The following is a 4852-nucleotide window of genomic DNA, read 5'->3' on the forward strand; positions in this document are numbered from 1 at the left end:
AAAAAAATCTCTGTCAGTAATACCCTCAACACGCACTCGTGCAGAGTCATACGTCTTTGGTGTTGTATGGTTAAGCCTCACGGGCAATTAGTACAGGTTAGCTCAACACATTACTGCGCTTCCACACCCTGCCTATCAACGTCGTAGTCTTCAACAACCCTTTAGGGAGATTACACTCCAGTGAGAACTCATCTCAAGGCTCGCTTCCCGCTTAGATGCTTTCAGCGGTTATCGATTCCGAACGTAGCTACCGGGCAGTGCCATTGGCATGACAACCCGAACACCAGCGGTTCGTTCACTCCGGTCCTCTCGTACTAGGAGCAACCCCTTTCAATTCTCAAACGCCCACGGCAGATAGGGACCGAACTGTCTCACGACGTTCTAAACCCAGCTCGCGTACCACTTTAAATGGCGAACAGCCATACCCTTGGGACCGACTTCAGCCCCAGGATGTGATGAGCCGACATCGAGGTGCCAAACACCGCCGTCGATATGAACTCTTGGGCGGTATCAGCCTGTTATCCCCGGAGTACCTTTTATCCGTTGAGCGATGGCCCTTCCATTCAGAACCACCGGATCACTATGACCTGCTTTCGCACCTGCTCGACGTGTCTGTCTCGCAGTTAAGCTGGCTTATGCCATTGCACTAACCGTACGATGTCCGACCGTACTTAGCCAACCTTCGTGCTCCTCCGTTACTCTTTGGGAGGAGACCGCCCCAGTCAAACTACCCACCAGGCACTGTCCGCAATCCCGATAAGGGACCAACGTTAGAACATCAAACGTACAAGGGTGGTATTTCAAGGATGGCTCCACATCAACTAGCGCCAATGCTTCAAAGCCTCCCACCTATCCTACACATGTAGGTTCAATGTTCAGTGCCAAGCTGTAGTAAAGGTTCACGGGGTCTTTCCGTCTAGCCGCGGGTACACAGCATCTTCACTGCGATTTCAATTTCACTGAGTCTCGGGTGGAGACAGCGTGGCCATGGTTACACCATTCGTGCAGGTCGGAACTTACCCGACAAGGAATTTCGCTACCTTAGGACCGTTATAGTTACGGCCGCCGTTTACCGGGGCTTCGATCAAGAGCTTCTCCGAAGATAACCCCATCAATTAACCTTCCGGCACCGGGCAGGTGTCACACCCTATACGTCAACTTTCGTTTTAGCAGAGTGCTGTGTTTTTAATAAACAGTCCCAGCCACCTGGTCACTGCGACCACTATCAGCTCTGAGCGCGAAGCTCGTCACCAACAGTGGCGTACCTTCTCCCGAAGTTACGGTACTATTTTGCCTAGTTCCTTCACCCGAGTTCTCTCAAGCGCCTTAGTATTCTCTACCTGACCACCTGTGTCGGTTTCGGGTACGGTTCTGCATACCTGAAGCTTAGAGGGTTTTCCTGGAAGTATGGCATCAACAACTTCGACTCCTTAGAGTCTCGTCTCGTGTCTCAGTCTTCTCACTAAAGAGGGCAGTCCGGATTTACCTAAACCACCAACCTACTCACTTTCACGCGGACTACCAACGCCGCGCTTGCCTAGCCTTCTCCGTCACCCCATCGCAGTATGCAGCAGTACGGGAATATTAACCCGTTTCCCATCGACTACGCGTTTCCGCCTCGCCTTAGGGGCCGACTTACCCTACCCTGATTAGCATGGGATAGGAACCCTTGGTCTTCCGGCGGGGGAGTTTTTCACTCCCCTTATCGTTACTCATGTCAGCATTCGCACTTGTGATACCTCCAGCAAACCTCTCGATTCACCTTCAACGGCTTACACAACGCTCCCCTACCACTGTTGCACATCCTTAATGCGACTTATCGCGCTACGTTCAGCATCCTCGTCTGTTTAAGGAACGCTTTCGCTTCGCTGTGCTACGCGTAAGCGTAACTCAAATCGAATTAAGTGATGTGCAACAATCCGCAGCTTCGGTGCATGGTTTAGCCCCGTTACATCTTCCGCGCAGGCCGACTCGACTAGTGAGCTATTACGCTTTCTTTAAAGGATGGCTGCTTCTAAGCCAACCTCCTAGCTGTCTGTGCCTTCCCACATCGTTTCCCACTTAACCATGACTTGGGGACCTTAGCTGGCGGTCTGGGTTGTTTCCCTCTCCACGACGAACGTTAGCACCCGCCGTGTGTCTCCCGGATAGTACTCACTGGTATTCGGAGTTTGCATGGGGTTGGTAAGTCGGGATGACCCCCTAGCCCAAACAGTGCTCTACCCCCAGTGGTATTCATCCGAGGCTCTACCTAAATAGATTTCGGGGAGAACCAGCTATCTCCGGGCTTGATTAGCCTTTCACTCCTAGCCACAGGTCATCTCCTAATTTTTCAACATTAGTGAGTTCGGTCCTCCAGTTGATGTTACTCAACCTTCAACCTGCCCATGGATAGATCGCCCGGTTTCGGGTCTACACCTTGCAACTCGACGCCCAGTTAAGACTCGGTTTCCCTACGGCTACCCTATTCGGTTAACCTCGCTACAAAATGTAAGTCGCTGACCCATTATACAAAAGGTACGCAGTCACACCACGAAGGTGCTCCTACTGCTTGTACGTACACGGTTTCAGGTTCTATTTCACTCCCCTCACAGGGGTTCTTTTCGCCTTTCCCTCACGGTACTGGTTCACTATCGGTCAGTTGGGAGTATTTAGCCTTGGAGGATGGTCCCCCCATATTCAGTCAAGATAACACGTGTCCCGACCTACTCGTTTTCACTTACTAAGGTTCTTCGTGTACGGGGCTATCACCCTGTATCGCGGCACTTTCCAGAGCCTTCCACTAAACCTTAATGAGCTTAAGGGCTGATCCGCGTTCGCTCGCCGCTACTAACGGAATCTCAATTGATTTCTTTTCCTCCGGGTACTTAGATGTTTCAGTTCTCCGGGTTCGCTTCGTTAACCTATGAATTCAGTTAACGATACTGAGCAAGCTCAGTGGGTTTCCCCATTCGGAAATCCATGATTCAAATGCCTCTTACTGGCTTATCATGGCTTATCGCAAGTTAGTACGTCCTTCATCGCCTCCAACTGCCTAGGCATCCACCGTGTACGCTTAGTCACTTAACCATACAACCCAAAAACGTATACAGGCATACCATGTATCAAAGCCAATTCAATCTGTGTGAGCACTCACATCTTTTGAGCTATCGTTAAGGAGGTGATCCAGCCGCAGGTTCCCCTACGGCTACCTTGTTACGACTTCACCCCAGTCATGAACCACACCGTGGTAAACGCTCTCCCGAGGGTTAAGCTATCTACTTCTGGTGCAGCCCACTCCCATGGTGTGACGGGCGGTGTGTACAAGGCCCGGGAACGTATTCACCGTGGCATTCTGATCCACGATTACTAGCGATTCCGACTTCATGGAGTCGAGTTGCAGACTCCAATCCGGACTACGACGCGCTTTTTGAGATTCGCTTGCTATCGCTAGCTTGCTGCCCTTTGTGCGCGCCATTGTAGCACGTGTGTAGCCCATCCCGTAAGGGCCATGATGACTTGACGTCGTCCCCACCTTCCTCCGGTTTATCACCGGCAGTCTCCCTAGAGTTCCCACCATTACGTGCTGGCAACTAAGGATAAGGGTTGCGCTCGTTGCGGGACTTAACCCAACATCTCACAACACGAGCTGACGACAGCCATGCAGCACCTGTCTCAGAGTTCCCGAAGGCACTAATCTATCTCTAGAAAATTCTCTGGATGTCAAGGGATGGTAAGGTTCTTCGCGTTGCATCGAATTAAACCACATGCTCCACCGCTTGTGCGGGCCCCCGTCAATTCATTTGAGTTTTAACCTTGCGGCCGTACTCCCCAGGCGGTCAACTTAGTGCGTTAGCTGCGTTACTCACGTCTTAAGACACGAACAACTAGTTGACATCGTTTACGGCGTGGACTACCAGGGTATCTAATCCTGTTTGCTCCCCACGCTTTCGCTCCTCAGCGTCAGTTTTTGACCAGGTGGCCGCCTTCGCCACTGGTATTCCTTCCAATATCTACGCATTTCACCGCTACACTGGAAATTCTACCACCCTCTTCAAAACTCTAGCTTGCCAGTTCAAAATGCAATTCCAAGGTTGAGCCCTGGGCTTTCACATCTTGCTTAACAAACCGCCTACGTGCGCTTTACGCCCAGTAATTCCGATTAACGCTCGCACCCTCCGTATTACCGCGGCTGCTGGCACGGAGTTAGCCGGTGCTTCTTCTGTGGCTAACGTCAATGATACTAGCTATTAACTAGCACCCCTTCCTCACCACTGAAAGTGCTTTACAACCCGAAGGCCTTCTTCACACACGCGGCATGGCTGGATCAGGCTTGCGCCCATTGTCCAATATTCCCCACTGCTGCCTCCCGTAGGAGTCTGGGCCGTGTCTCAGTCCCAGTGTGGCTGATCATCCTCTCAGACCAGCTAGAGATCGTCGCCTTGGTGAGCCATTACCTCACCAACTAGCTAATCTCGCTTGGGTTCATCTGATGGCATGTGGCCCGAAGGTCCCACACTTTGGCCCGTAGGCATTATGCGGTATTAGCCACCGTTTCCAGTGGTTGTCCCCCGCCATCAGGCAGATCCCCAAGTATTACTCACCCGTCCGCCGCTCGTCATCATCTAGCAAGCTAGATATGTTACCGCTCGACTTGCATGTGTTAGGCCTGCCGCCAGCGTTCAATCTGAGCCATGATCAAACTCTTCAATTAAAGATTTTGATTTTTGCAAGTGCTCAATGAATCGTTGGTTCTTCTAAAATAGAAGTAATTAATTACTTGAATCTTATGGTCACCAGCATTTCAAGAGCAAATTTGACCCTACCTGCAGGACAAGCCTGTGGTTGAGATCTGCTACCGAAGTAGCTTTTT

2 rRNA genes are annotated in these 4852 nt (G+C 51.2%); both read right to left on the reverse strand.

Annotation, left to right across the window (positions count from 1 at the left end):
- Positions 1–66: 66 nt before the first annotated feature.
- Positions 67–3069 (reverse strand): 23S ribosomal RNA (locus CWE14_RS14645).
- An 84-nt stretch (positions 3070–3153) separates the two neighbouring features.
- A 16S ribosomal RNA gene (locus tag CWE14_RS14650) occupies positions 3154–4693 on the reverse strand.
- The 16S and 23S rRNA genes sit together here, the layout of an rRNA operon.
- Positions 4694–4852: the final 159 nt, after the last annotated feature.

Origin of the sequence: Aliidiomarina soli (assembly GCF_003986975.1) — a bacterium.
Lineage (GTDB): Bacteria > Pseudomonadota > Gammaproteobacteria > Enterobacterales > Alteromonadaceae > Aliidiomarina > Aliidiomarina soli.